At 59.4% G+C, this 22,955-nt stretch carries 14 protein-coding genes; 6 read left to right on the top strand and 8 right to left on the bottom strand.

From position 1 onward, the window contains the following. Positions 1-123: 123 nt before the first annotated feature. The 4 genes from H8S56_RS07805 to fadD2 all read right to left on the bottom strand — a co-directional run bounded on the left by H8S56_RS07805 (position 124) and on the right by fadD2 (position 9,429). Entirely contained in the window at positions 124-1,245 is a 1,122-nt protein-coding gene (locus H8S56_RS07805; protein WP_024688511.1) for a beta-ketoacyl-ACP synthase III, read from the bottom strand. Positions 1,246-1,535: 290 nt separating this feature from the next. Beyond that, positions 1,536-5,447, bottom strand: a complete 3,912-nt coding sequence (gene hrpA / locus H8S56_RS07810) for an ATP-dependent RNA helicase HrpA (protein ID WP_187518316.1) — start codon at positions 5,445-5,447, stop codon at positions 1,536-1,538. A 244-nt stretch (positions 5,448-5,691) separates the two neighbouring features. Continuing rightward, positions 5,692-7,383: a long-chain-fatty-acid--CoA ligase FadD1 gene (fadD1, locus tag H8S56_RS07815; RefSeq protein ID WP_187518317.1), complete on the bottom strand. Its 1,692-nt coding sequence runs from the start codon at positions 7,381-7,383 to the stop codon at positions 5,692-5,694. 357 nt (positions 7,384-7,740) lie between these two features. Continuing rightward, positions 7,741-9,429, bottom strand: a complete 1,689-nt coding sequence (gene fadD2 / locus H8S56_RS07820) for a long-chain-fatty-acid--CoA ligase FadD2 (protein WP_187518318.1) — start codon at positions 9,427-9,429, stop codon at positions 7,741-7,743. A gap of 207 nt (positions 9,430-9,636) precedes the next feature. Here fadD2 and H8S56_RS07825 point away from each other — a divergent pair, with 207 nt between their 5' ends. From H8S56_RS07825 to H8S56_RS07835, 3 genes are all read left to right on the top strand, one after another. Then, positions 9,637-10,581, top strand: coding sequence for an alpha/beta hydrolase (locus H8S56_RS07825; RefSeq protein ID WP_024695497.1), 945 nt, complete (start codon positions 9,637-9,639; stop codon positions 10,579-10,581). A 41-nt stretch (positions 10,582-10,622) separates the two neighbouring features. After that, a complete protein-coding gene (locus H8S56_RS07830; RefSeq protein ID WP_024688516.1) occupies positions 10,623-11,093 on the top strand; it encodes a MaoC family dehydratase in 471 nt (156 codons plus the stop codon). Positions 11,094-11,284: 191 nt separating this feature from the next. Next, entirely contained in the window at positions 11,285-12,931 is a 1,647-nt protein-coding gene (locus H8S56_RS07835) for a pectate lyase family protein (protein WP_187518319.1), read from the top strand. A 210-nt stretch (positions 12,932-13,141) separates the two neighbouring features. Here the strand turns inward: H8S56_RS07835 and H8S56_RS07840 are convergent, their stop codons facing one another. Together H8S56_RS07840 and H8S56_RS07845 are read right to left on the bottom strand one after the other, a co-directional pair. Next, positions 13,142-13,300, bottom strand: a complete 159-nt coding sequence (locus tag H8S56_RS07840) for a hypothetical protein (protein WP_032610653.1) — start codon at positions 13,298-13,300, stop codon at positions 13,142-13,144. 138 nt (positions 13,301-13,438) lie between these two features. Beyond that, entirely contained in the window at positions 13,439-13,780 is a 342-nt protein-coding gene (locus H8S56_RS07845; RefSeq protein ID WP_024695495.1) for a hypothetical protein, read from the bottom strand. 233 nt (positions 13,781-14,013) lie between these two features. Here H8S56_RS07845 and rapA point away from each other — a divergent pair, with 233 nt between their 5' ends. Beyond that, positions 14,014-16,860: an RNA polymerase-associated protein RapA gene (gene rapA / locus H8S56_RS07850; RefSeq protein WP_024695494.1), complete on the top strand. Its 2,847-nt coding sequence runs from the start codon at positions 14,014-14,016 to the stop codon at positions 16,858-16,860. A 91-nt stretch (positions 16,861-16,951) separates the two neighbouring features. Here rapA and H8S56_RS07855 read toward each other — a convergent pair whose 3' ends face one another. Further along, on the bottom strand, positions 16,952-18,322 hold the full coding sequence (locus H8S56_RS07855) for a spinster family MFS transporter (protein ID WP_187518320.1): 1,371 nt from the start codon (positions 18,320-18,322) through the stop codon (positions 16,952-16,954). A 233-nt stretch (positions 18,323-18,555) separates the two neighbouring features. On the opposite strand from H8S56_RS07855, the gene H8S56_RS07860 reads away from it, so the two are divergent. Next, complete coding sequence (locus H8S56_RS07860; RefSeq protein WP_187518321.1) at positions 18,556-20,871, top strand: putative bifunctional diguanylate cyclase/phosphodiesterase; 2,316 nt, start codon at positions 18,556-18,558, stop codon at positions 20,869-20,871. 119 nt (positions 20,872-20,990) lie between these two features. Here the strand turns inward: H8S56_RS07860 and H8S56_RS07865 are convergent, their stop codons facing one another. Beyond that, a complete protein-coding gene (locus H8S56_RS07865) occupies positions 20,991-21,296 on the bottom strand; it encodes a DUF2288 domain-containing protein (protein WP_187518322.1) in 306 nt (101 codons plus the stop codon). A 328-nt stretch (positions 21,297-21,624) separates the two neighbouring features. Here H8S56_RS07865 and H8S56_RS07870 point away from each other — a divergent pair, with 328 nt between their 5' ends. Beyond that, positions 21,625-22,749 carry a branched-chain amino acid ABC transporter substrate-binding protein gene (locus H8S56_RS07870; RefSeq protein WP_024688523.1) on the top strand — a complete coding sequence of 375 codons (1,125 nt, stop codon included), beginning with the start codon at positions 21,625-21,627 and terminating at the stop codon, positions 22,747-22,749. The last annotated feature ends 206 nt before the right edge of the window (positions 22,750-22,955 follow it).

Raw genomic sequence — 22,955 nt, forward strand, 5'->3', positions numbered from 1 at the left:
CGTGCGACGAGTATCACTCATCGAGGGGGAATGTAAACGCTGGTAAATCGACGCCCGTGCTGCATCAGGGCGCTCAACCGGCAGACCGACCTCTCTTGGGCGAGCTGCCGGCCGCCTGTCTGATTAACGTTTGCGCAGGATCACGCTGCCAATCGAATAGCCCGCACCGAACGAACTCAGCACGCCCAACGCGCCTTTTGGCAAGTCGTCCTGATAAGTGTGGAACGCAATGACCGAACCTGCCGAACTGGTATTGGCGTAGGTGTCGAGGATCACCGGCGCTTCTTCAACCGTCGCATCGCGACCCAGCAGTTTCTTGACGATCAGGTGGTTCATGCTCAGGTTGGCCTGATGCAGCCAGAAGCGCTGCACATCACTGACGTTAAGACCGTTGTCGTCCAGGTGCGCGCCAACCAGCTCCGCCACCATGGGGCAGACCTCACGGAACACCTTGCGGCCTTCCTGCACGAACAGCTTGTCCGGCGCGCCCTCGCCTTCGTCAGAGGTGCGATTGAGGAAGCCGAAGTTGTTGCGGATATTGTTGGAGAACGTGGTCAGCAGGCGGGTGCTGACGATGTCGAACTGGTAAGGCGAAGTGGCCAGATCGGCACGCTCAACCACCACGGCCGTAGCGCCGTCACCGAAAATGAAATGGCTGTCGCGATCACGGAAATTCAGGTGCGCGGTGCAGATCTCCGGGCTGACGACCAGAATGGCGCGGGCCTGCCCCAACTGAACGCTGTTGCACGCGTTCTGAATGCCGAAGGTAGCCGACGAACAGGCTACGTTCATGTCAAAGCCATAGCCTGCAATGCCCAGCGCTTCCTGGATCTCGATGGAGATCGCCGGGTAAGCGCGCTGCAGGTTGGAACAGGCGACGATGACGCCATCGATGTCGGCGGCTGTCTTGCCCGCTCGTTCCAGCGCCTGTCTGGCAGCCGCGACGCCCATCTCGCACAGGATCGACCATTGCTCGTTGCTGCGTTCCGGCAGGTTCGGTTTCATACGCTGAGGGTCGAGGATGCCCTGCTTGTCCATCACAAAGCGGCTCTTGATACCCGACGCCTTCTCGATGAACGCTGCGCTGGACTCAGTCAGCGCCTCGACTTCGCCGCGCTCGATGGCTGCTGCGTTGTCGCGATTGAACTGGGCGACATAGGCATTGAAAGACTGCACCAGCTCTTCATTGGAGATGCTGTCGGCCGGGGTGTACAGGCCTGTGCCGCTGATGACGACGTTGTGCACGGTCGTTCCTCTCTTATTAAAGGTCGCAGGTATTGGCCTGCCTAGGCACGGTACGCGGCAACCCACAACGTTTCTGGGACCAGCGTACCAATGCATATATGAATCATGCGTGTATGAATCAAAGCGTGCGCCGCTCAAGCCGCATCCGGGCAGACGAAAACAGACGCGAAGTGTGCCACAGCGCCCGGTTTTGGCGCTATCGGGCCAAGACACATTGGCCCAGAGATCCATCTCGCCCTTGTCCGCACGAACCGCATGGACACTCTTTCAACAAGACGTCAGGCCCGACCTCAGCCCTCCACCAGACTCCACTGCTTGCTCAACCGCTTGTCGGACACCGGCATCTTGGTGCCCAACTGCTGAGCGAAAAGCGACACCCGATACTCTTCCATCCACCAACGATAGACCGCCAGCTCCGGGTCACGCTTGCCTTCCTGGCGGTGTTTGTCGGCTCGCGCCTGAAACTGCGCCCACAGACCTGCCAGCTCGATGCTCCAGACACGGTCTTTCTGGACCTGACCCGGCAGCTTTTCCAGACGCATCTCGATGGCTTTCAGGTAACGCGGCAGCTCTTTGAGCCACTGCGCCGGAGTTTCCCGCACGAAGCCCGGATAGACCAGCTTGCCGAGCTGCGCCTTGATGTCATTGAGCGCGACGGCCTGGGCCAGATCGATCTTGCCCTTGAAACGCTTCTGCAAACCGTGCCACAGCGTGAGGATTTCCAGGGTCAGCTTCGCCAGGCGCTCGGCGTGCACGGTCCAGTCGGCGCGCTTGCGTTCGGCCAGTGACAGCAGCCCGGCGCCATCACGCGGCAGCTCGGCTTCGCCTTCCAGTACGCAGCTGTCGAGGCTGGCCAACAGAATGTCTTCAATCAGCGCATCGACACGACCCAGCTCGCGATGCAGCAGCGCCAGTTCGGTCTGCCCCGGCAGCTTGCTGCGCAGAAACTTCGCGGGCTCGGCCAGCTGTTGCAACAACAAGCGTTGCAGAGCGCGGCGATGCTGATACTCGGCCTCGGCCTGCGTCGAGAAGCGGCCTTCCTTGACCGTGCCACCCTCTTCGACCAGCGCCGGGTATACCGTCATCGACAGGCCGGCGATGTTCTGCTGGGTCTTTTGCGCCACCGGAGCGAAGACCTTGGCCTCGACGGGCTGCTGGCTTTTTGCAGTCTGCGGCACGGCAAGTGCGGCCTGACTGGCTTCGGCAAAGCGTGCGGTCAGCTCGTCCAGATCACGGCCTTCACCGAGAAACTTGCCGCTGCCGTCGACGATTTCCAGGTTCATCTTCAGGTGGCTTTCAAGCTGCCGGGTCGCCTCCTCCCATGCCTCGTCAGTCACCCTTGCGCCGGTCATGCGCAACAGTTCACGGCCCAGCGCTTCAGTCAGCGAACCTTCGCCAAAGGTGATGCGCTGCAGCGCAGCCTTGATGAAATCCGGCACCGGCACGAAATTCTTGCGCACGGCCTTGGGCAGGCTGCGGACCAGCGCGATGCACTTGGTTTCCAGCAACCCCGGCACCAGCCATTCCAGGCGCTCGGCGGGCAGCGACAGCAACAGGGGCGCAGGCACGCGCAATGTCACGCCGTCACGGGGGTGATTGGGTTCGAAGTGGTAGGTCAGCGACAGGCTCAACTCGCCCAGGCGCAAGGTATCCGGGTACTGCGCAGCGGTGACTTCGCTGGCCTCGCGTGCCAGTACGTCTTCTTCGCGCATGATCAACAATTGCGGGTTCTTCTGGCTCTCGGTCTTGTACCAGCTGTCGAACGTCGCGGTCTGGTGAATCTCGCCCGGGATGCGTGCTTCGTAGAAGCCGTAGAGCGTGTCTTCGTCAGCCAGAATGTCGCGACGGCGGGCCTTGGCCTCCAGCTCGTCGAGCTGTTCCAGCAGACGGGTGTTGGCGCTCAGGCACTTGGCGCGAGACAGGATATCGCCGCGTACCAAACCCTCGCGGATGAACAGTTCGCGCGACACCACCGGATCGATCGGGCCGAAATGCACTGGACGACGACCGACCACGATCAGGCCGAACAGGGTGATCTGTTCGAAAGCCACGACCTGTCCGCGCTTCTTCTCCCAGTGCGGCTCGAAATGGTTCTTCTTGATCAAGTGTCCGGCCAGCGGTTCGATCCAGTCGGCATCGATCTTGGCGACCATGCGCGCGTAGAGCTTGGTGGTTTCGACCAGCTCGGCGGTCATCAGCCATTGCGGACGCTTCTTGCCCAGCCCGGACGACGGGTGGATCCAGAAGCGCCGCTGCCGCGCACCCAGGTAATCGCCTTCGTCGGCTTTCTGGCCGATCTGGCTTAGCAGGCCGGACAGAATCGCCTTGTGGAATTTCGGATAATCCGCGGGCTCCTTGTTGACCGTCAGTTGCAGATCACGACAGATCAGGCTCAGTTGCCGATGGGAATCACGCCATTCGCGCAGGCGCAGGTAATTGAGGAAATTGCGGCGACACCAGTTGCGCAGCGGACTGGCGGTCAGCGCCTGGCGCTGTTCCTCGAAACCGCGCCACAGGTTGACCAATCCGGCGAAGTCCGAATCGGCATCCTTCCACTGCGCGTGGGCCTGATCGGCGGCCTGCTGACGCTCGGGCGGACGCTCGCGCACGTCCTGCACCGACATCGCACTGGCCACGATCAACACTTCCTGCAGACTGCCTTGTCTGGCAGCTTCCAGCAGCATGCGCCCCATACGCGGGTCCACCGGCAAGCGCGCCAGTTGGCGGCCCAGCGGCGTCAGCTGATTCTCGCGATTGACCGCGGACAGCTCCTGCAACAGATTGAAACCGTCACTGATGGCCTTGCCGTCCGGCGGCTCAATAAACGGAAAGTCCGTGATCTCGCCCAGACGCAGGTGCAGCATCTGCAGAATCACCGCGGCCAGGTTGGTACGCAGTATCTCGGGATCGGTGAATTCCGGTCGAGCGTTGAAATCTTCTTCGCTGTACAGCCGCACACACAGGCCAGGCTCCACGCGCCCGCAACGGCCTTTACGCTGATTGGCGCTGGCTTGGGAAACCGCCTCGATGGGCAGACGCTGGACCTTGGCGCGGTAGCTGTAACGGCTGATGCGTGCCGTACCGCTATCAATCACATAGCGAATGCCCGGCACGGTCAGCGAGGTCTCGGCCACGTTGGTCGCCAGTACCACACGACGCCCTGGATGGGACTGGAAAATACGTTGCTGCTCGGCAGGCGACAGGCGCGCGTACAGCGGCAGAATTTCAGTGTGTTTGAGCTGGGCCTTGCGCAGCATTTCAGCGGCGTCACGAATCTCACGTTCGCCGGGAAGGAATACCAATACGTCGCCCGGGCCCTTGCGCTCGCTGCGCTCGAAGGCAGCCAGTTCGTCCAGCGTGGCCAGAATCGCCTGATCGACGGTCAGGTCCTCTTCAACGCTGTTGCCCTCTTCGTCCTGCTCGCTGGTCAGCGGCCGATACCAGGTGTCGACCGGAAAGGTGCGGCCCGACACTTCGATGATCGGTGCGTCGTTGAAGTGCTCGGAAAAGCGCTGCAGGTCGATGGTCGCGGAGGTAATGATGACTTTCAGATCCGGGCGACGCGGCAGCAGGGTTTTCAGATAACCGAGCAGGAAGTCGATGTTAAGGCTGCGCTCATGGGCTTCATCGACGATGATCGTGTCGTAGCGCTCAAGGAAACGGTCGTGCTGGGTTTCGGCCAGCAGGATGCCGTCCGTCATCAGTTTGATCAGGGTGTTGCTGTCGCTCTGGTCTTCGAAGCGCACTTGATAACCGACCAGTGCACCCAGTGGCGTGGCGAGTTCTTCCGCCACGCGGCTGGCCACACTGCGTGCCGCGATTCGACGCGGTTGGGTGTGGCCGATCAGACCATGCTGGCCACGGCCAATCTCCAGGCAAATCTTCGGCAACTGGGTGGTTTTACCCGAACCCGTCTCGCCCGCGATGATCAACACCTGATGCTTGAGGAGCGCGTCCTTGATTTCGTCGCGCTTGGCGGCGATGGGCAGGTTGTCGTCATAGCGAATCGTCGGCACGCTTTCGCGCCGCGCCGTCACCTGCGCACAGGACGCCTGAACCCGCGTCACCCACTGCGCCAGCTTCGCCTCGTCGGGCTTTTTGCGCAGCTCGTGCAACTGGCGGCGCAGACGATGGCGTTCGCCGATCATCGCTTGATCAAGGTTTTTCAGGAGTTGGTCGATGGAAGGCGATTCGTCGGTCATCAGGTGCGCAAAGTCTTTTCTTGATGGAGGCAGGGTCGCGATTGTCGCAGATTGCGGGAAGGAGGACGACTGTTGGGGATGGATCGGGGCCCAGGTTGATGGAGGTCAATCGAATAGCGCTCGCAGCACGATCAAACAATGCATGGCAACTGAACACAATTTTTAGTGGGAGGCGCAAGCGTGTGCCACACACAACAACGCCGTGTCAGAGGACACGGCGTTGTCTGTCATGCAGGCCTTGCGATTACTTCTTGATGCCGAGCTTCTTCAGCTCTTCGTCACGCAGTTCGCGGCGCAGGATCTTGCCGACATTGGTGGTCGGCAGCGAATCGCGGAATTCCACACTGCGCGGTACCTTGTAGCCGGTCAGGTTGGCGCGCATATGCTCCATGACCTGATCCTTGGTGAGCGTCACGCCAGGTTTGGCGACCACAAACACCTTGATGGCTTCACCCGATTTCTCGTCCGGAATGCCAATGGCCGCGCACTGCAGAACGCCGGGCAGCGCCACCAGCACGTCTTCCAGCTCGTTGGGGTAGACGTTGAAACCGGAGATCAGAATCATGTCTTTCTTGCGATCAACGATACGCAGATAACCGTCAGGCTGAATGATTGCGATGTCACCGGTCTTGAGCCAGCCATCCGCATCAAGCAGCTCGTCAGTGGCTTCCTGGCGCTGCCAGTAACCTTTCATGACCTGCGGCCCCTTGACGCACAGCTCGCCGACTTCACCGAATGGCAGCTCATTGCCCGCGTCATCGATGACCTTGCACAAGGTCGACGGCACGGGGATGCCGATGGTGCCCATCTGGATCTTCTGGATCGGGTTGACGGTCGCCACCGGACTGGTTTCGGTCATGCCGTAACCTTCACAGATCGGACAATTGGTGACCTGCTTCCAGCGCTCGGCCGCCGCCTGCTGCAGCGCCATGCCACCGGACAGCGTGACTTTCAGTGCCGAGAAATCAAGGCTGCGGAAACCCTCGTTGTTGCACAAGGCAACGAACAGGGTGTTGAGCCCGACAAAACCGCTGAACTTCCATTTCGACAGTTCTTTCACCATCGCCGGCAGGTCACGCGGGTTGCTGATCAGCACGTTGTGGTTACCGATCAGCATCATCGCCATGCAGTGAAAGGTGAAGGCGTAGATGTGATACAGCGGCAATGGCGTGATGAGGATCTCGCAACCTTCATTGAGGTTGGAGGCCATCAGCGCCTTGCACTGAAGCATGTTTGCGATCAGGTTGCGATGGGTGAGCATCGCCCCCTTGGCAACGCCAGTGGTGCCGCCGGTGTATTGCAGCACAGCAACGTCGCAGCTCGCCGGCGAGACATCAGTCACGGGCTGACCACGCCCCTTGCCGAGAATATCGTTGAACCTGATGGCCTGCGGCAGGTGATAGGCCGGAACCATCTTCTTGACGTATTTGATGACGCTGTTGACCAGCAGACGCTTGAGTGGCGGCAGCATGTCGCCCACTTCAGTGACGATCACGTGCTTGATGCCGGTTTTGGGCACGACCTTCTCGGCCAGATGCGCCATGTTCGCCAGACACACCAACGCCTTGGCACCGGAGTCATTGAACTGGTGTTCCATTTCACGCGCGGTGTACAGAGGGTTGGTGTTGACCACGATCAGCCCGGCGCGGATCGCCCCAAAGACAGCGACCGGGTACTGCAGCACGTTGGGCAGTTGCACGGCAATGCGATCGCCGGGCTTGAGGTCGGTATGTTGCTGAATCCAGGCGGCGAACGCGCCGGACAACTCGTACAGCTCGCCGTACGTGATCGTCTTGCCCAGATTGCTGAAAGCGGGTTTATCGGCGAAACGCTGGCAGGACTGCTTCAGAACCGCCTGGACGTTTGGATACTCATCAGGGTTGATATCGGTGGGGATACCAGACGGGTATTTATCCTTCCAGAAGTTTTCAATCATGCGGCCAGCTCCGTAGCGATAGCGAATTCTTCACACCGCTTTAGGCGATGATTTTTTTGTGTTTGGAATTATGCAGTAGACGCTCATTCGCTTCATGACAGGTCAAAAAGCGCGCCGAGAGTAGCAGCTTTGCCTAAGGCCGACTAGAGGCAAAGAAGGCCTCCACGGTCACAAAAGTGACTAGCAAGCACCAGGCAGTCACAACCTGCCATTCTACAGCCGCAAATATCGAAACCTCTGAAACCCTTGAGCCAGAGCGTCTACGGCAGGCGTTCTGAGCGTAGCCAAAAAAGTCTGGCCCCGCTTGCGAGTCACTGCGAGCGGGGCCAGACATGAGAAGCGACAGATTTTCTGCGTTCAGGCGATATCGCGAAGCTCCCGGCGCAGGATCTTGCCGACCGGGGTCATGGGCAAGGAATCGCGCAGCACAATGTACTTGGGCACTTTGTACGCGGTGAAATTCGCTTTGCAGTAGGCCTTGAGCTCATCGACGCTGACCCCCGCCTCGCGCGCCACCACGAACAGTTTGACCGCCTCGCCAGAGCGCTCGTCCGGCACGCCGATACAAGCGCAACTGGCGACCTTGGGATGGGCCATGACCACGTCTTCGATCTCGTTGGGGTAAACGTTGAAGCCGGACACGATGATCAGGTCTTTCTTGCGGTCCACGATGCTGACGAAGCCATCGGCGCCGATCACGGCAATGTCCCCGGTCTTGAACCAGCCCTCGGCGTCCAGCGATTCGGCGGTGGCTTCGGGGCGATTCCAGTAGCCTTTCATGACCTGCGGCCCTTTGATACACAACTCGCCACGTTCGCCGAACGCCAGTTCCGTGCCCTCATCATCAATGACCTTCATGCCGGTGCCCGGCACCGGAATACCGACAGTGCCCAGCCGCGCCAGCGCGCCGTAGGGGTTTGCACTGGCGACTGGCGACGTCTCGGTCAGTCCATAACCTTCGACGATCGCGCAGCCGGTGATCTGTGCCCAGCGCTCGGCCGTGGCCTTGACCAGCGCAGTGCCGCCCGAGTTGGTGCTCTTGAAGGACGAGAAGTCCAGATTCTTGAAGTCCGGGTGGTTCATCAGGGCCACGAACAGGGTGTTGAGCCCGATCATGGCGGTGAACTTCCACTTGCCGAGTTCCTTGATGAAGCCGCCGATGTCCCGGGGATTGGTGATCAGAATGTTATGGTTGCCGCTGATCATCATGCACATGCAGTTCGCAGTGAATGCGTAGATGTGATAGAGCGGCAGCGGCGCGATCATCACCTCCTTGCCTTCTTCGAACATCATCCCGCCATCAGGGGACTGCTGGCGCATGCAGGCATAGACCTGCTGCATGTTGGCGACCAGATTGCCGTGGGTCAGCATCGCGCCCTTGGCAAGTCCGGTGGTACCGCCGGTGTATTGCAGCACTGCGACGTCGTCCAGCCCGACCGTGACCGGTTGCACCGGCTGGCCCTGCCCTTGGCGCAGCACGCTTTTGAAGCTGATGGCCTGAGGCAGGTCATAGGCCGGGACCATTTTCTTGACCCTGGCGACGATAGTGTTGATCAGCCACCCTTTGGCGGGCGACTGCATGTCGCCCATTTTTACTTCAATCAGGTAGCGAAGCTCGGTGTCAGGCAGCACTTCCTGCACCAGCTTGCCGAACAGGTTCAGGTACACCAACGCTTTGGCGCCGGAATCCTTGAACTGGTGGCGCATCTCGCGTGCGGTGTACAGCGGATTGGTGTTGACCACGATCAGCCCGGCGCGCATGGCACCGAAGACGGCAATCGGGTATTGCAACAGGTTGGGCATTTGCACGGCGATACGGTCGCCGGGCACCAGATCGGTGTGCTGCTGCAGATAACTGGCGAATGCCGCCGAATGACGCTCCAGATCTGCGTAGGTCAGCGTGACGCCCATATTGCTGAAGGCAGGTCGGTCTGCAAACTTCCTGCAGCAGCGCTCGAACACCTCCAGGACCGACCGATAGGCGTGCAGATCCAGCTCAGAGGTGACCCCTGCAGGGCGTTTGTCGTTCCAGAATTCAGGTTGCATTATTTTTATCCTCTTCCCTGCTTATGCCTGGCCCGCAGTTCAATGTTCGGGACTGGCCCGACGTTAGCAGCTAAAGCCAGGAAGGCAAATATCCGTGTTGTCGTCATCATTGCTGTGAATCTTGCAGCCTGTCAGGTTGCAATCAGCCTTGAGCTATACACTCAAGCATACATTCTCCAGGCAGCCGCTCCAGATCGGGAAATCGCCATGAAGCACGAAACATTCTGGCTCGACGCCAGCGGCCATTGCCGCCTCTTCGTCAATGCGTGGCTGCCGGACACACCGCCCAGGGCCATTGTGATGTTATGCCACGGCATGGCCGAGCACAGTGGCCGCTACGCGCGGTTGGGCACTGCGCTATGCGCCGCCGGGATCGGGCTGTATGCCCACGATCAGCGCGGCCATGGCAAGACCGCAGCGCAAGGACGACTGGGGCATTTTGCCCGGCGCGACGGCTGGAACAAGGTGGTGGACGATCTGGCCACGCTGAGCCAGTCCATCGGTCAGCGGCATCCGGACACTGCGTTGTTCCTGTTCGGGCACAGCATGGGCAGCTACATCGCACAGGCGTTCCTGATGCACCACGGCGCGAGCCTGCAGGGCGCGATTCTCAGCGGCTCCAACTTCCAGCCCGCGGCGCTGTATCGCAGCGCCAGACTCATCGCCCGGTTCGAGCGTCTGCGCCAAGGGCCGGAGGGGCGCAGCAAGCTGATTGAATGGTTGTCGTTCGGCACCTTCAACAAGGCGTTCAAGCCCAACCGCACCTGTTTTGACTGGCTCAGCCGTGACCAGGATGAGGTGGACAAGTACATTGATGACCCGCTGTGCGGCTTCCGCTGCACCAATCAGTTCTGGCTGGATCTGCTGGGCGGGCTGGAGAAAATCAGCAAGCGTTCGAACCTTGCGCAGATCGATTCAACCCTTCCTTTGCTGATTATTGGCGGCGAATGTGATCCGGTGAGCGCCGGCAAGCGTCTGAAAGATCTTGCCGACGCATTGGCAGGAGCCGGTCATCAAGTGTTACAACTTAATGTTTACCCGCAAGCGCGTCACGAACTGCTCAACGACACCCACCGCGATGAGGTCACACGTGACCTGCTCGACTGGCTGCAGTATGCCCTGGACCAGCCGAGACCGCGCCGGGCCGAATGACGCGATGTGTTCCATACCCTTTTATTGCTCAGGACAGCCACATGACTCAAGTCACCAACACGCCTTACGAAGCCCTTGAAGTCGGTCAGACCGCCAGCTACAGCAAGACGGTCCACGAGCGCGATATCCAGCTGTTCGCCGCCATGTCCGGTGACCACAACCCGGTCCATCTGGACGCTGAATACGCCGCCAAGACCATGTTCAAGGAGCGTATCGCTCACGGCATGTTCAGTGGCGCACTGATCAGCGCCGCCGTGGCGTGTGAGTTGCCTGGGCCGGGCACCATCTACATTGGCCAGCAGATGACCTTTCAAAAGCCGGTCAAACTGGGCGACACCCTGACCGTGCGCCTGGAAATTCTCGAAAAGCTGCCGAAATTCCGCGTGCGCATCGCTACCCGTGTGTTCAACCAGAACGATGAGCTGGTCGTGGACGGCGAAGCGGAAATCCTCGCTCCGCGCAAACAGCAGACCGTCGACCTGACTGTGCTGCCGGAAATCACGTTCGGCTGATTCGAATGGCCGGACATGCGTGACGACGCATGCCCGGCCTTGCCCTGTAGCCCCCTCCTTCGCCAGGCACTCAGCCCGGCACCGGTTCACGCGCCCCTCGTGGAACTGATTTCGTGCAACGCCCACTCAGAGGCAAGCAGCATTTCTCTGGGATCACGAACCGTTCACTCCCGCAGGCGGGGACCGCACGCATGAATACCATCAACCGAAACTACTACCCCGCTCCCGGCTTATCTGCGTCGGCCGTCAATCCGGCACCCGAAAGCACTGCCCTGCCGCCAGGCTTTGGCGCAGGCCAGACGAGCCATACGATTGATTTCAGCTCGCCCCAGCAGAAGGCTGCGATGAGTGCGGCACCCGGTAGCTTGCGTGCCGGAGCCCAACTGACTCAGACAAACGCCTGCTCATCCAGCCCGCAAGGCGCGGACGGCGCATTGACGCTGAACAAACTGGTAGAGGCGATCCGCAGCGTTCTCAAGGAACTGATTTCACTGTTGACGGGTGATCGGCAGCAGCAACCGGCATCGGCACCACAGTCCAGCGCGCAGCCGCAAAGTCGCAACACACCGGCCAATCCTCAACCTTCTGGTGCTGGATCGACGCCGACAACACCGTCACAGTCGACATCTCGTTCAGTGCCGCCTGCAACAGAAAAGCCCTTCGAGGTGCGCAACGACCCGACGACAGACCATTCGGTCACAGTGCAGAAAAAACAGACAGCCACGCCACCTCCAGCAGCAGACCCCACGAGCATCCCGCTTCATAAAGCACGCACAAAAGAGGATGAGACAAAGCCGCCGCTGGCCAGCGATCCGGTTGTGCCAGCCATCAAACACCCGGCTATTGATCAGACGCCGACAGCCCCTGAAAAAGCGGCAAACCCGGTCACTCGCTCAGCCCATCCCAAAGGTGACGGCGTAGACATGTCCGGCATGGTCGGTTTCGCCAAGACGTCCAACACCACCGGCGGCAATGGTGGTGAGGTCGTCACAGTCAATACCGTGGAAGAGCTGCAGAAAAGCCTCGCCGACGACAAGGCCCGCACCGTTCGCCTCGGTGCCGATCTGTCTGCCGATAGCAAAGTGACAGTGAAATTCGGTGCCAACAAAACCCTGCTCGGCACGGAGAAAGGCAATGGTCTGCACAACATTTACCTGGCCAATGACAAAGGTGCCAGTAACGACATTTTCCAGAACCTGAACTTCAGCCACGACAGCCGCTACCGTGAAAACAACGATATGCAGATGTATATCAACAGTGGTGAGCGTTACTGGCTGGACCACAACACCTTTTCAGGCACCAAGGACCAGAACCCGACAGGGCTGGACAAGCTGCTTTACGTCGGAGGCACGGCCGACAATGTCAGCCTGACCAATTCGAAGTTCCAGAACAATGAATACGGCGTGATCCTTGGCCAGCCGGACGACTCGGCGCAAGCCAAGGCGGCCTACAAGGGTTACCCGCACATGACCATCGCCAACAACCTGTTCAACAACCTCGACGTTCGCGCGCCCGGCCTGATGCGTCATGGCAACTTCGATGTTTACAACAACCTGGTCGACGACTTCCATCTGGGCTTCACCGCGACCGGTGATGCAACCATCCTGTCCCAGGCCAACTACTTCCAGAAGGGCGTGGACACCGCCAACAACCCTAGCAATCAGGGCGTACTGGATGACAAGGGCGACGCGCACTTCAAGGACATCGGCAGCAACGTCAGTTTCACCCAGAAATCACCCACCACCGCCTGGACGCCGCCCTATCAGCGCGACGTGAAGACCGCCGAAGAAGCCAAGGCCTATAACCTGGCGAACGCTGGAGCCAGAACAGGTAACTGATGAATGTGCGCACGAAAAAAAGGCGACCGAAGTCGCCCAAGTGCCTTGCGTGCTCATTGACGGACGGTTGGTCAGGAACGTCTTCATGACCCATCCATTGAGATCAGATTAGTCACAACGACACTCAGGGCAATTGACTCAGGTCAATACTGGCGCAATTTGTCGCTTGCGATTCAAGGCTCGGCAGTTAGTAGGGCAGATAAGCGGTCATCAACGCTTCTTGGGCTTTTTCTTCGGTTTTTTCTTGCCGCTCAACGGCATCGCCTGCTCGAAAGCATTGCGCACCTCGTTCAGGCGTTTGTCGTTCAGGTCATGAACGCGTTTGGCGCGCTCGGCGCCCAGATCGATCAATTTGCCATCGTCGCTCATGGTTTTGCAGCTCTCGGACACGGGGAATCATCGCCAATAATGCTCAATAGCATCGGCGATGACCAGTCAGGAACATGAAGGCAGGTGCAAGACCATCAAAAACACGCCAGGCGGCATCCTCTTACGGGATGCTCGACCTCAAATCTGGATATCGACCCACAAACCCTGGCGCGGCTCATCGTCGATCAATGGCACGACAGGCACGGTATTGTCGGCATTGAGCGAGTCACCCGGAATCACCAGGCCTTGATACTCCTCGCCTTCTTCCCCGCTGCGGCCTTGATGTTGCTGCTGCTGACGCTGCTGTTCTTCACGTAACAGCAAGGCGCTGCGCTCGGTGTCTTCATTGCGCAGGTCGATGGAGGTCTCGTTGGAACTCTCCTGTACGGGTGCGACAGGCGGGATATCCGGCACGCGCTTGGCCGGGTCCATCTGGGACGTGACCGGTACCACACTCAGCGGAAGCATAGGTTGCAGCATGGTTTATCTCCTCTTACCGGGCTTTCGGCCGTCTGCTCGTCAACTTGAACAGCTTTGTAATAGGCTGTAATAATTTGTACGGATTTTTTTGACTATGTTTAATGAATTTAGTGCCAAGGACAGGAAAATTTACTGATCGGCCGTCAATCCGTGGTGTTTTTCAACGCCGCCTTTGGTCTTCAGGGCGCGTTCCGTTAACATAGTCGGCTTTTTCAAGTCGGGAGACAGGCAGCATGGCGCAGCAGTATCAACCGGGGCAACGCTGGATTAGCGACAGCGAAGCCGAGCTGGGTTTAGGCACCGTTCTGGCACAGGACGGCCGCTTATTGACCGTGCTCTACCCGGCCACTGGCGACACGCGCCAGTACGCACTGCGTAATGCACCGCTTACCCGCGTGCGTTTCTCTCCGGGCGATGTGATCACTCACTTCGAAAACTGGAAGATGACCGTCCGCGAAGTGGACGATGTCGACGGGCTGCTGGTCTATCACGGCCTCAACGCCCAGAACGAAGTGGTCACGCTGCCGGAAACCCAGCTGTCCAACTTCATCCAGTTCCGTCTGGCAACCGACCGCCTGTTCGCGGGCCAGATCGACCAGTTGTCCTGGTTTTCCCTGCGCTACAACACGCTGGAACACACCAGCCGCCAATTGCAGTCCTCCCTGTGGGGGCTGGGTGGTGTGCGTGCGCAACCTATCGCGCACCAATTGCACATCGCTCGCGAAGTGGCGGACCGCATTGCGCCGCGCGTATTGCTGGCCGACGAAGTAGGCCTGGGCAAGACCATCGAAGCCGGTCTGGTGATCCATCGCCAACTGCTGTCGGGGCGCGCGAGCCGGGTACTGATCCTGGTGCCGGAGAACCTCCAGCACCAGTGGCTGGTCGAGATGCGCCGCCGCTTCAACCTGCAGGTCGCGCTGTTCGACGCCGAGCGCTTCATGGAGAGCGATGCAGGCAATCCGTTCGAAGATACCCAACTGGCGCTGGTTGCGCTGGAGTGGCTGGTCTCGGATGAAAAGGCTCAGGACGCCCTGTTCGCGGCCGGCTGGGACCTGATGGTGGTCGACGAAGCGCACCACCTGGTCTGGCACGAAGACAAGGCCAGCGCCGAGTACTCACTGGTCGAGCAACTGGCCGAAGTCATTCCCGGCGTACTGCTGCTGACCGCCACGCCCGAACAACTCGGCCAGGACAGCCACTTTGCGCGCCTGCGCCTGTTGGACCCAAATCGTTTCCACGACCTCAAGGCCTTCCGGGCCGAAAGCGACAACTATCGCCCCGTCGCTCAGGCGGTGCAGGAACTGCTCGACAAGGGCGTGCTCTCGGCAGAAGCGCAAAAGACCATTCATGGCTTCCTCGGTGCCGAAGGCGACACCCTGCTGGCAGCCGTCAACGCAGGCGACGATGAAGCCAAGGCTCGCCTGATCCGCGAATTGCTCGATCGCCATGGCACAGGCCGCGTGCTGTTTCGCAACACCCGCGCCGCTGTACAGGGCTTCCCTGAGCGCAAACTGCATGCCTACCCGCTGCCCTGCCCGGCCGAATACCTGGAGCTGCCACTCGGCGAACATCCCGACCTGTACCCGGAAGTCAGCTTTCAGGCCCACTCGGAAGTCAGCGAGGAAGAACGCTGGTGGCGTTTCGATCCGCGCGTCGACTGGCTGATCGATACCCTCAAGATGCTCAAGCGTGTGAAGGTGCTGGTCATCTGCGCCCACGCGGAGACCGCGATGGACCTGGAAGACGCCCTGCGCGTGCGCTCCGGCATCCCGGCCACGGTTTTCCACGAAGGCATGAACATCCTTGAGCGCGACCGCGCTGCCGCCTACTTCGCGGATGAAGAATTCGGTGCTCAGGTGCTGATCTGCTCGGAAATCGGCAGCGAAGGCCGCAACTTCCAGTTCTCCCATCATCTGGTGCTGTTCGACCTGCCGTCCCACCCGGACCTGCTGGAGCAGCGTATCGGTCGTCTGGACCGTATCGGCCAGAAACACATCATCGAGCTGCACGTGCCGTTCCTGGAAACCAGCCCGCAGGCCCGGCTGTTCCAGTGGTATCACGAAGCGCTCAACGCGTTCCTCAACACCTGCCCGACCGGTAACGCCCTGCAGCATCAGTTCGGCCCGCGCCTGCTACCGCTGCTGGAAAGCGGTGACGACGATGAGTGGCAAAGCCTGATCGACGAGGCGCGCGCCGAACGTGAGCGTCTGGAAAGCGAACTGCACACCGGTCGCGACCGCCTGCTGGAACTCAATTCCGGTGGCGCAGGTGAAGGCGAGGCACTGGTCGAAGACATTCTGGAACAGGATGACCAGTTCAGCCTGCCGATCTACATGGAAACCCTGTTCGACGCGTTCGGCATCGACAGCGAAGACCATTCGGAAAACGCGCTGATCCTAAAACCGAGCGAGAAGATGCTCGACGCCAGCTTCCCGCTGGGCGACGACGAAGGCGTGACCATCACCTACGACCGTAACCAGGCGCTGTCTCGCGAAGACATGCAGTTCATCACCTGGGAACACCCGATGGTGCAAGGCGGCATGGACCTGGTGCTATCTGGCTCCATGGGCAATACCGCCGTGGCGCTGATCAAGAACAAGGCGCTCAAGCCGGGCACTGTGCTGCTGGAACTGATCTACGTCAGCGAAGTGGTTGCGCCGCGTTCTTTGCAACTGGGTCGCTACCTGCCTCCGGCTGCGCTGCGTTGCCTGCTCGATGCCAACGGCAATGATCTGTCGAGCCGCGTATCGTTCAACACCTTGAACGACCAGCTCGAAAGCGTGCCGCGTGCCAGCGCCAACAAGTTCATTCAGGCGCAACGCGATGTGCTCACGCCTCGCATCAACGCAGGTGAAGAGAAGATCACGCCGAAACACGCCGAGCGCGTAGCCGAAGCGCAACGTCGTCTGGCAGCCGATACTGAAGAAGAACTGGCACGCCTGACGGCCTTGCAAGCGGTCAACCCGACGGTGCGCGACAGCGAACTGGTCGCTCTGCGCACGCAGCGTGAGCAAGGTCTGGCCATGCTGGAAAAAGCCGCGTTACGTCTGGAAGCGATTCGGGTGCTCGTGGCGGGCTGATGACTGCCTGCTGTCGCTGACACAAGCTTGCTCTCTGGTCAAATCCCGGGGAGCGGGCTTGTTCACTCAAACAGACCTTGATCCGACCCACTCAAACCACCGCCCCCTCCGATACATCCTCTGCCGGCTCCTCGGCCACCATCCTTGCTTTCATGCGTTCGGCATCCTTGCTGAAGCAGCGCGATGCCTGAAACAGAAACACCAGGGTCATGAGCAATGCTGCCGGAATCAGGTACATGGCGTCGTGCAAGCCGATGGCTTTGAAGCTTTCGCTCATCACCTCGGCACCCGCGACCGTCATGGCCGCATGAGCGAAATGATCGGACAGCAAACCGACCACCACCGGCCCCGCCCCGCCACCCAGCAGGTACAGCCCGGCAAAGAACAATGCCATCGCTGTAGCCCGCAAACGCGGCTCGACCACGTCCTGAATCGCGGTATAGACACAGGTGTAGAAGTTGTACGCGAACAGCCAGCCCACGCTGAACACTGCCACGAACATACCGATTTCGATCCGCCCGGCGTGCAACGCATAGCCCGTGGCAATCGTCGCCACCAGCATGCTGAAAGCCGCAAACAACAGGCGACCGTTAGGTGAGCGCTGGTGCAGTTTATCGGCGATCCAGCCGCCCACCGTCAGGCCGACCAATCCGGTCACACCGACAATAACGCCCGTTGCGACAGCCGCCTCCTGCAACGGCAGCAAAAAGTAGCGTTGCAGCATCGGCACCATGAATGAGTTGCAGGCATAGGTGGCAAAGTTAAACGTCAGGCCGCCCAGTACCAGCCAGCGAAAGGTCGGAATCGACAGCACACGGCGAATCGGTTTCTCGATTTTGACTTGCGACATGCGCACGCTTTCAGCCGCGCCACGCTTGGGCTCCTTGATGAAGAAAATGAATACCGCGAGCAGCAGCCCAGGCACCGCAGCGATGAAGAACGGCGCGCGCCAACTGTCGAACGCCTTGACCATCGCACCAATGGTGAAGAACGCCAACAGCAAACCCAGTGGCAACCCCAACATGAAGATGCCCATGGCGCGGGATCGCTTATGGGCCGGGAAAAGATCACCGATCAGCGAATTGGCTGCAGGCGCGTAGCTGGCTTCGCCGATACCAACACCCATGCGCACCAGAAGAAACGTCCAGAAGCTTCCGACCATGCCGTTGACTGCCGTAAGCCCGCTCCACACCGCCAGGCCGCAGCCCATCAGCTTTTTGCGCGACCCATTGTCGGCCATGCGCCCCAGCGGCAACCCCGCGATGGCGTACACCAACGTAAAGGCGGTCCCGAGGAGCCCGAGCTGAAAATCGCTCAGGTGCCATTCCATTCGTATGGGCTCGACGATAATGGCCGGAATGGTGCGATCGAAGAAGTTGAACAGGTTGGCCAGAAACAGCAGAAAGAGGACGCGCCATGCATTGGCGGCCTGAGTGGGGGTTTCCGTACGAAGCGTGCTCATGAGGCAGTCGTCCCTTCTTATTAGTCGTATCAATCTAGAAGGCCAGCGCCTGACTGTCTGTAAACATTCGTAAACCGCACACTCGGTGATGTTTTTTTATAACCATTCGTTATTGGCCCCATTCCAAATTTGTTCGTCGTCATAGTGGCAAGCTGCTCACAGCTTCTATACTCAGCTCGAATCGCCCAGGCCTTAAGCCTTGGCGCCCTGGCAGTGAAGAAATAGGGCTCGCTATGGAGTGGCTGGGTTTGAATATGTTTGTCGGCATGCCGGCAAACGGGCAATTGCTGATCGACTGCAGTCACAATCTGTTTCTGTTAGCACTGGCCTACGGCGTGGCCTGTGCGGCCTGTTTCGCCACACTGGACATCGCCGACCGAGTCATTCATGTCGACGCAACAAGAAGCCGACGGGTCTGGAAGGCGCTGGGGGCGCTTTGTCTGGCGGGTGGTGTGTGGGCCATGCACTTCATCAGCATGCTGGCCTTTCAGGCGCCGCTGACCATCACTTACGATCTGGGCATCACGCTGGGATCATTGCTGATTGTGCTGTTGACAGCACTGATCGCCATGAGGGCGTTGACCGTCCAGTCATTGAGCGTCAAACGGTGCCTGCTGAGCGCCCTCGCTATGGGTATCGGAATCAGCGTCATGCACTACATGGGCATGGCTGCGATGCACTCGGATGCCGCGCAGTACTACGAGCCGAGCACGTTTACGCTGTCAATTCTGGTGGCCATTCTGGCGAGCGTGGCCCTGCTGACGCTCTCCCGACACCTGCGACACTACAGTGGCATGTTCCATCAAATGTTTCGGTACGGCGTGAGCCTGCTGTTGGGCGCAGGCCTCTTGACCATGCATCTGATGGGCATGCGTGCCTTGCGGCTGGTCATTCCTGAGGGGGGCGAACTGCATATCCCCAACACGGCAAACAGTCATCAGTTGGGGCTGACCATTGCCGCCATTACCCTACTGATCATCGCGGGAAGCATTAGCGCAGCGATGGCTGACAAGAAGCTGCAAGGCAAAGAACATGATCTGCAGCGCGTCAACGCCCTGCTCAGCCAACTGGACCAGGCACGCGTCTCGCTCCAGCAAGTGGCGCATTACGACCCGCTTACCAACCTGATCAATCGTCGCGGTTTCAACCAGATATTCGCCGAGAAGCTGCTCGAGCACACCATCGGCAAAGGCATGCTGGCGGTCATGTTTCTGGACATCGACCATTTCAAGCGCATCAATGACAGCCTGGGCCATGATGCCGGGGATGAGCTGCTGAAGGTAATTGCAGAGCGTATTCGCAGTGCCACCCGCGTTCAGGATGTGGTGTCGCGCTTCGGAGGCGATGAGTTCTGCATTCTGCTGAGCATTCCCAACTACGAAGAGGCCCGTCATCTGGCGCATCGCGTCATGCAGAAAATGAAGGAGCCCATTGCGCTGGCAGGCAGGCGCATGGTCATGACCACCAGTATTGGTATCGCGGTCTTTCCGCGTGACGGGGCCACGTGCGACGAGCTGCTTAAACACGCGGACCTTGCGCTTTACCAGTCCAAGGGCAACGGCCGCAATCGGGTCAACTTCTTCAGTCCGGCCTTGAAGACCAAGGCCAGTCTGGAATTGCACCTGGAGGAAGAACTGCGTAACGCGCTGCGCGAAGAAAACGGCTTGCAAGTGTACTACCAGCCCATCGTTGACCTGCGCACCGGGCACGTGGCCAAGCTCGAAGCCCTGGTGCGCTGGAACCATCCACAGCACGGGCTGCTGGTGCCGGATCGATTCATCAGCATCGCCGAGGCCAACGGCCTGATTGCAGAACTGGACAACTGGGTGTTGCGTCGAGCGTGCCAGGACCTGGGTGCCCTGGGCGCTGACGGTCTGAACAATCTGATCATCACGGTGAATTGCTCCGCGCTGAACCTGAACCGCGACGAGCTGGCCGAAGAAGTCGAACACGCCTTGAGCGAGGCGAACGTGGCTCCCGGCAGACTGGAGCTTGAGGTGACCGAAAACGCGCTGATGGGCAACATCAGCACTACCATCCTGATGCTCAAACACATCCGAAGCCTGGGGGTCTCGTTGTCCATCGACGACTTCGGCACAGGCTACTCGTCACTGGCCTACCTCAAACGCCTGCCGCTGGACACACTGAAAATCGACCGATCCTTCATTATCGATATTCCCAAGTCCCCCCAGGACATGGAGATCGTTCAGGCGATTATCGTCATGGCACACACGCTGCGCCTCAAGGTCGTGACGGAAGGCGTGGAGACTCCCGCACAACTGGAATTTCTGAGCCAGTTCGGCAGCGATTATGTGCAAGGCTACCTGTTCAGCAAGCCGCAACCGCTGGAGCGGATACTGCCGTTGGTCAGGCAAATGAATCAACGCGAGCCTGTCAGCCTATGGCCCGCCTCGCTCATGCTAGAAGCGAGAGTGCAGGAGCGCGACACGCCCATATCAATGGACCTGTTTGAAGACCTGCCTGGCGCGGAACATGCCATCGCTGCCCGCAATCCGCTGCGCACTAAACGCTCACGCTCAACCGATTGAGGGGCCCGGTGAAGCACCTGAATGAAGTCGACCACTGTTGCGTTTGGATACGAAGACGAAAGCCGGGTTACGTTCTCACCCAATTACTCAACGCCCAGCGCACCAAAAAAGAGCAACGATCAGTCAGCCGCCCTGTTTTGAATCAACACCCAAGGTGCCACTACCACTGCCCAAAGCACCGGATCCTGCTCCACAAGCTCCATTGCCTTTGATTCAGACACCTTGCCGACCTGTCCTTCGGCCAGCCACGCAGACACTTTGGGTGCGTCATTTTCGGCCACCGCCTCGGCCACTTCGATCAAATCCAGCGGCAGCTCGACCCACAACAGGGCACCCTTGGCAAAGAATGGTTGCAATTCTTTCCACGAAATAGAAGCGGTCTCACCAAGCAGTTTGGCATAGAGGGTGCTAGGTTCTTGCGTCATGGGTTTCACCAAAAAGAAAATCGGCGCAATGATACCGCCGCCTTTCCCGCAGACAAACCCAGAAGCAAGTGATTGATTGCAGGAGAGCCCACACATCCACCACGCTGCGCCGGGTCTTTCAAAACCCTATGTGGTTGGATTATGTAACTTTCTTTCGATTAAGCGACACACACCGGTCCACTCCCCCGCCCCACGCTTTCCAAGCGATTCACCGGCACTCTAAACTGTTCCGGTACAGTTGGCGGAGCGGGGAAAGGCCGGTGTCGAAGCCGGTCCTGTAGCCTTGGCCAGCAGGATTATAAAAACTACAACGCAAGAGTGGAGCATCATGACTAAGGGTACCAAGAAGCTTTCCAAGCTGTTTGCCGCATTGGTTATGGCAGGGGTTGCCAGCCATTCGTTCGCAGCTGACACCATCAAGATCGGCATCGCCGGCCCGAAAACCGGCCCTGTAGCCGAGTACGGCACCATGCAGTTCAACGGCGCCAAGATGGCCATCGAGCAGATCAACGCCAAAGGCGGCGTGGGTGGCAAGAAACTCGAAGCCGTCGAATACGATGATGCCTGCGATCCGAAACAGGCCGTTGCAGTCGCCAACAAGGTCGTCAACGACGGCGTGAAATACGTCATCGGTCACCTGTGCTCCAGCTCCGCTCAACCTGCTTCCGACGTCTATGAAGACGAAGGCATCATTATGGTGACCCCGGCAGCCACCAGCCCTGACATCACCAGCCGTGGCTACAAGCTGGTGTTCCGCACCATCGGTCTGGACAGCGCGCAAGGCCCGGCAGCCGGTAACTACATCGCCGACGTCGCCAAGCCTAAAATCGTTGCAGTCATTCATGACAAGCAGCAATACGGTGAAGGCATTGCCTCTGCGGTGAAGAAAACCCTGGAAGACAAAGGCGTCAAGGTTGCCCTGTTCGAAGGCATCAACGCCGGCGACAAGGACTTCTCTTCGCTGATCGCCAAACTCAAGCAAGCCAATGTCGACTTCGTCTACTACGGCGGCTACCACCCGGAACTGGGCCAGATCCTGCGCCAGTCCAAGGAAAAAGGCCTGAACGCCAGGTTCATGGGTCCTGAAGGCGTGGGCAACGAGTCCATCTCGCAAATCGCTGGCGAAGCCTCCGAAGGCCTGCTGGTCACCCTGCCGAAGTCCTTCGACCAGGACCCTGCCAACCAGGCGCTGACCAAGGCATTCAAGGACAAGAACCAGGACCCGAGCGGTCCGTTCGTGTACCCGTCCTACTCCGCCGTTCAGGTCGTTGCTGACGGCATCGCTGCCGCCAAGTCCGAAGACACCGACAAAGTGGCAGCCGCCATCCACGCCGGTACCTTCAAGACCCCGATGGGCGAATTGAGCTACGACGCCAAGGGCGACCTGAAGAACTTCCAGTTCGTGGTCTACGAGTGGCACTTCGGCAAGCCGAAGACCGAAGCCGCAAAATAAGCAGCTTGCGTTGATAACCGAAGCCCACTGCAACCGCAGTGGGCTTTGTTTTACGAATCATGGCCCGCCTGCCGAGATCCGGTAACGAGGCCCCCTGAAAATCTTAAAACCGTTACCAGCGGTTCGCTGGCAGCGTCACTGGCAACGCATCGACAGAATGCGTACCCGACGCAGGCCGGAGAAATGCAGATCAGGTTTTTAGGAGC

It is taken from the genome of Pseudomonas triticifolii, from assembly GCF_014358015.1.
In the GTDB taxonomy this organism is placed as follows: domain Bacteria; phylum Pseudomonadota; class Gammaproteobacteria; order Pseudomonadales; family Pseudomonadaceae; genus Aquipseudomonas; species Aquipseudomonas triticifolii.

Bases quoted from the DNA above. Each gene is read 5' to 3' on its own strand.
- H8S56_RS07830 (WP_024688516.1), top strand. From the start codon at position 10,623: ATGACTCAAGTCACCAACACGCCTTACGAAGCCCTTGAAGTCGGTCAG.
- H8S56_RS07835 (WP_187518319.1), top strand. From the start codon at position 11,285: ATGAATACCATCAACCGAAACTACTACCCCGCTCCCGGCTTATCTGCG.
- H8S56_RS07840 (WP_032610653.1), bottom strand. From the start codon at position 13,300: ATGAGCGACGATGGCAAATTGATCGATCTGGGCGCCGAGCGCGCCAAA.
- fadD2 (WP_187518318.1), bottom strand. From the start codon at position 9,429: ATGCAACCTGAATTCTGGAACGACAAACGCCCTGCAGGGGTCACCTCT.
- H8S56_RS07865 (WP_187518322.1), bottom strand. From the start codon at position 21,296: ATGACGCAAGAACCTAGCACCCTCTATGCCAAACTGCTTGGTGAGACC.
- H8S56_RS07860 (WP_187518321.1), top strand. From the start codon at position 18,556: ATGGAGTGGCTGGGTTTGAATATGTTTGTCGGCATGCCGGCAAACGGG.
- hrpA (WP_187518316.1), bottom strand. From the start codon at position 5,447: ATGACCGACGAATCGCCTTCCATCGACCAACTCCTGAAAAACCTTGAT.
- H8S56_RS07870 (WP_024688523.1), top strand. From the start codon at position 21,625: ATGACTAAGGGTACCAAGAAGCTTTCCAAGCTGTTTGCCGCATTGGTT.
- fadD1 (WP_187518317.1), bottom strand. From the start codon at position 7,383: ATGATTGAAAACTTCTGGAAGGATAAATACCCGTCTGGTATCCCCACC.
- H8S56_RS07825 (WP_024695497.1), top strand. From the start codon at position 9,637: ATGAAGCACGAAACATTCTGGCTCGACGCCAGCGGCCATTGCCGCCTC.
- rapA (WP_024695494.1), top strand. From the start codon at position 14,014: ATGGCGCAGCAGTATCAACCGGGGCAACGCTGGATTAGCGACAGCGAA.
- H8S56_RS07855 (WP_187518320.1), bottom strand. From the start codon at position 18,322: ATGAGCACGCTTCGTACGGAAACCCCCACTCAGGCCGCCAATGCATGG.
- H8S56_RS07845 (WP_024695495.1), bottom strand. From the start codon at position 13,780: ATGCTGCAACCTATGCTTCCGCTGAGTGTGGTACCGGTCACGTCCCAG.